This window comes from Moorena sp. SIO3I6 (assembly GCF_010672095.1).
Window position 1 is genome coordinate 1 of record NZ_JAAHHU010000633.1, and the last position, 2,564, is coordinate 2,564.

At 46.6% G+C, this 2,564-nt stretch carries 3 protein-coding genes; all 3 read left to right on the forward strand.

The window, feature by feature from the left end; translation table 11 throughout:
• Nucleotides 1-762 (forward strand): cysteine synthase A (gene cysK, locus F6K49_RS40605; protein WP_293106559.1); only part of this gene is annotated, 762 nt, incomplete at its 5' end.
• Nucleotides 763-894: 132 nt separating this feature from the next.
• A complete protein-coding gene (locus tag F6K49_RS40610; RefSeq protein WP_070391381.1) occupies nt 895-1,596 on the forward strand; it encodes a DnaJ domain-containing protein in 702 nt (233 codons plus the stop codon).
• Between the two features lie 639 nt (nt 1,597-2,235).
• Nucleotides 2,236-2,564, forward strand: a 329-nt coding sequence (locus F6K49_RS40615; RefSeq protein WP_293106564.1) for a 6-carboxytetrahydropterin synthase, incomplete at its 3' end; no start/stop codon positions are given.

Sequence of the window (2,564 nt, forward strand, 5' to 3'; positions counted from 1 at the left end):
TCCCCCGGCAAAACTATTTTGGTGGAACCGACATCGGGAAACACAGGTATTGCTCTAGCAATGGCAGCGGCAGCCAAGGGTTACCAACTGATCCTAACCATGCCAGAGACAATGAGCATAGAGCGACGGGCTATGTTGCGAGCTTATGGTGCTCAGTTGGAACTGACACCAGGTAGTGAAGGGATGGGTGGCTGTATTAGGCGAGCTCAGGAAATTGTAGAAACCACATCCAATGCCTATATGCTGCAACAGTTTCGTAATCCAGCTAACCCAAAAATTCATCATTTTACCACCGCTGAAGAAATTTGGCAGGATACAGAAGGACAGGTGGATTTCGTGGTGGCTGGAGTTGGTACGGGTGGTACAATTACTGGGGTTGCTGAAGCGATCAAAAAACACAAGCCCAGTTTTAAAGCGATCGCAGTTGAACCAGCTGGTAGTTCTGTGCTTTCTGGAGGGTCTCCAGGACCTCACAAAATTCAGGGTATCGGTGCGGGTTTTATTCCAGAAGTACTCAAGGTTGAAGTTCTTGACGAGGTGATTACAGTTACGGATGATGATGCGATCGCATACGGTCGTCGTTTAGCCCGTGAAGAAGGAATTCTTTCCGGAATTTCCACTGGAGCCATACTATCAGCAGCGATTCAAGTTGCCAAACGTCCAGAAAATGAGGGTACCCTGATTGTCATGATTCAACCGAGTTTTGGGGAACGCTACCTAAGCACCCCCCTGTTCCAAGAGCCGACCGCCACCACTGATTAGTTTTATGGGGCAAGGCGCTTCGATTCACTAGTTATCCTAAAACCTCTGGAAATCTATGGAAATATTGGATTGAGCTTACTTGGTACCTTAATTATACTATCGCTGCCGGTTTAAGTAGGTTTAGTGTACCCCATGTCAGAATCCAATCACTACCAGACTCTGGATGTTCACCCCCACGCTACGACCCTAGAAATTAAACAAGCCTACCGACGGCTAGCCAAGCGCTTTCATCCAGATAGCAACAGCCCCACCGCTGATCCCGAAAAAATTATCCAAGTTAATGCTGCTTATGAGGTACTCAGTAACCCTGAGCGACGGCGTTCCTATGACCAAAAGAGGAATTACTTTCAGGATTCATTAGAGCATCAGAATCGACAACAGCGAACAGCTCATGCCCAAAGACATTACCAGCATCATCGGCAAAAGGGAAAAAAGACTGATGCCCAGCTAGGGTACTGGTTGCAGCAAATTTATCAACCTGTAAACCACCGGATTAGTCATATCCTTGAGCCTCTAGAGGCTCAACTCGATGAACTCTCCGCTGACCCGTTTGATGATGAACTCATGGCAGAGTTTGAAGCTTATCTGGAAGAGTGTGGTGATCATCTCCATCAAGCTCAGAGCCTGTTTCATTCTCAACCTAATCCTGCCACCGTTGCCAGTGCTGCTGCTAACCTCTACTACTGTCTTAATCAGTTAGCAGATGGGATAGAAGAATTAAAGCTGTTTACCCTTAACTACGACGACTACCACCTACACACAGGTCAAGAACTGTTCAGAATTGCTTCCCATCTGCTCTGGGAAGCTAAAGACACAGTTAAAGATTTTTGGTAATGGGTAAGCAATAGGATTTTTCTAGCTTACCCATTACCAAAAATCCATATTAGTTGAAAAAAATGGGTCTAAAACCCCGTCCTTCTAGGACAGCTTTAAAAAAGTTTTGGCGTTTGCGGAATCGTCGTTGCAACTAGATGTAGAATCAAGTATAGAGTACAGGCTGAAAAACCGTTAGGACAGCTGGAAGGGAACCATGTCTGACCGCCTATAAAGTAGTAATGCTCAGAGGGTAGGGAAAGTCCTCTCTAAAAACCCAATCGTCAACCAACAATTGGCGTGTGAACCGTTGAAGTTACACTTTTGAGAAAAACACCCGGTGCGCTTGACCTATTAAGAATTAAATTCGCTACGGGTCGCACTGCAATGTACGGTGGGGCACACCGGAACATGGGGGAATGTTGGGAAACAAAATCTTCGGCACTTCCAAACAAGTACCCGAACGCTATCGCGAGAACTGCCCTCTAGGTCTTTCGTGAATTGACTGGGAACTTGGTAGGTCACTACGGGTTTTTTGGTTAAGCATTGCCTCTTCCCGAGGACACGTCGGTTTACGGCTGGTTCGTCGATCTAGGAATCCCCACGCCTTTAGGCCGGGGAGTGTCAAGCTGAACATAAGTCTAGTTGACGTAACTTGACATGGAATGCGTCATTAAGCGCCGTGCTGAGTTTTCAGCCAGCCACCGATACTGGTTACCAGAACTGACTGAAGCTGAGAACCTTCAGCGGTTTGGTTTGGGGAGCAGATTTCCTGGACACGGACACAACTACGTTCTGTTCGTTTTCCTGACCGCTCAGTTGGATAAGTATGGCATGATGGAAAACTTTTCTGAAGTCAAAACGGTGATCCAACGAGAGGTCACCAGCCAACTTGACTACGCTTATCTCAATGAGGTTTGGTCAGAATTTCAGCAAACCTTACCTACTACCGAAAACATAGCACGAGTAATTTGGCAGCACTTGGTTAC

Excerpts from the sequence above, each read along its gene's own strand:
- F6K49_RS40610 (WP_070391381.1), top strand. The coding sequence starts at position 895 with ATGTCAGAATCCAATCACTACCAGACTCTGGATGTTCACCCCCACGCT.